This window comes from Enterobacter sp. 118C5, assembly GCF_034107645.1.
Classification (GTDB): Bacteria; Pseudomonadota; Gammaproteobacteria; order Enterobacterales; family Enterobacteriaceae; genus Enterobacter; species Enterobacter nematophilus.
In genome coordinates this window covers 1-1,711 of sequence record NZ_JAWNEU010000035.1, presented here as the reverse complement: position 1 = coordinate 1,711, position 1,711 = coordinate 1, and the positions used below count along the sequence as shown (strand labels likewise).

Here is a 1,711-nt window from a genome sequence, read left to right as displayed (position 1 = left end):
GTGTCTCTCACCGCCAAAACACCTTCGGCGTTGTAAGGTTAAGCCTCACGGTTCATTAGTATCGGTTAGCTCAACGCATCGCTGCGCTTACACACCCGACCTATCAACGTCATCGTCTTTAACGTTCCTTCAGGAGACTTAAAGTCTCAGGGAGAACTCATCTCGGGGCAAGTTTCGTGCTTAGATGCTTTCAGCACTTATCTCTTCCGCATTTAGCTACCGGGCAGTGCCATTGGCATGACAACCCGAACACCAGTGATGCGTCCACTCCGGTCCTCTCGTACTAGGAGCAGCCCCCCTCAATTCTCCAGCGCCCACGGCAGATAGGGACCGAACTGTCTCACGACGTTCTAAACCCAGCTCGCGTACCACTTTAAATGGCGAACAGCCATACCCTTGGGACCTACTTCAGCCCCAGGATGTGATGAGCCGACATCGAGGTGCCAAACACCGCCGTCGATATGAACTCTTGGGCGGTATCAGCCTGTTATCCCCGGAGTACCTTTTATCCGTTGAGCGATGGCCCTTCCATTCAGAACCACCGGATCACTATGACCTGCTTTCGCACCTGCTCGAGCCGTCACTCTCGCAGTCAAGCTAGCTTATGCCATTGCACTAACCTCCTGATGTCCGACCAGGATTAGCTAACCTTCGTGCTCCTCCGTTACTCTTTGGGAGGAGACCGCCCCAGTCAAACTACCCACCAGACACTGTCCGCAACCCGGATTACGGGTCCACGTTAGAACACCAGCCATTAAAGGGTGGTATTTCAAGGACGGCTCCACGCAGACTGGCGTCCACGCTTCAAAGCCTCCCACCTATCCTACACATCAAGGACCAGTGTTCAGTGTCAAGCTATAGTAAAGGTTCACGGGGTCTTTCCGTCTTGCCGCGGGTACACTGCATCTTCACAGCGAGTTCAATTTCACTGAGTCTCGGGTGGAGACAGCCTGGCCATCATTACGCCATTCGTGCAGGTCGGAACTTACCCGACAAGGAATTTCGCTACCTTAGGACCGTTATAGTTACGGCCGCCGTTTACCGGGGCTTCGATCAAGAGCTTCGCGTTGCCGCTAACCCCATCAATTAACCTTCCGGCACCGGGCAGGCGTCACACCGTATACGTCCACTTTCGTGTTTGCACAGTGCTGTGTTTTTAATAAACAGTTGCAGCCAGCTGGTATCTTCGACTGATTTCAGCTCCGCCCGCAGGGGCTTCACCTACATATCAGCGTGCCTTCTCCCGAAGTTACGGCACCATTTTGCCTAGTTCCTTCACCCGAGTTCTCTCAAGCGCCTTGGTATTCTCTACCTGACCACCTGTGTCGGTTTGGGGTACGATTTCGTGTTACCTGATGCTTAGAGGCTTTTCCTGGAAGCAGGGCATTTATCACTTCAGCACCGTAGTGCCTCGTCATCACGCCTCAGTGTTAGAGTGAACCGGATTTGCCTGGAACACACACCTACACGCTTAAACCGGGACAACCGTCGCCCGGCTGACATAGCCTTCTCCGTCCCCCCTTCGCAGTAACACCAAGTACAGGAATATTAACCTGTTTCCCATCGACTACGCCTTTCGGCCTCGCCTTAGGGGTCGACTCACCCTGCCCCGATTAACGTTGGACAGGAACCCTTGGTCTTCCGGCGAGCGGGCTTTTCACCCGCTTTATCGTTACTTATGTCAGCATTCGCACTTCTGATACCTCCAGCA

General features: G+C 53.7%; 1 rRNA gene. It reads right to left on the bottom strand.

Going from position 1 to position 1,711, the window contains the following annotated elements:
• Positions 1-34: 34 nt before the first annotated feature.
• Positions 35-1,711: ribosomal RNA gene (locus UTO39_RS22245) — 23S ribosomal RNA — on the bottom strand; the annotation flags it as partial.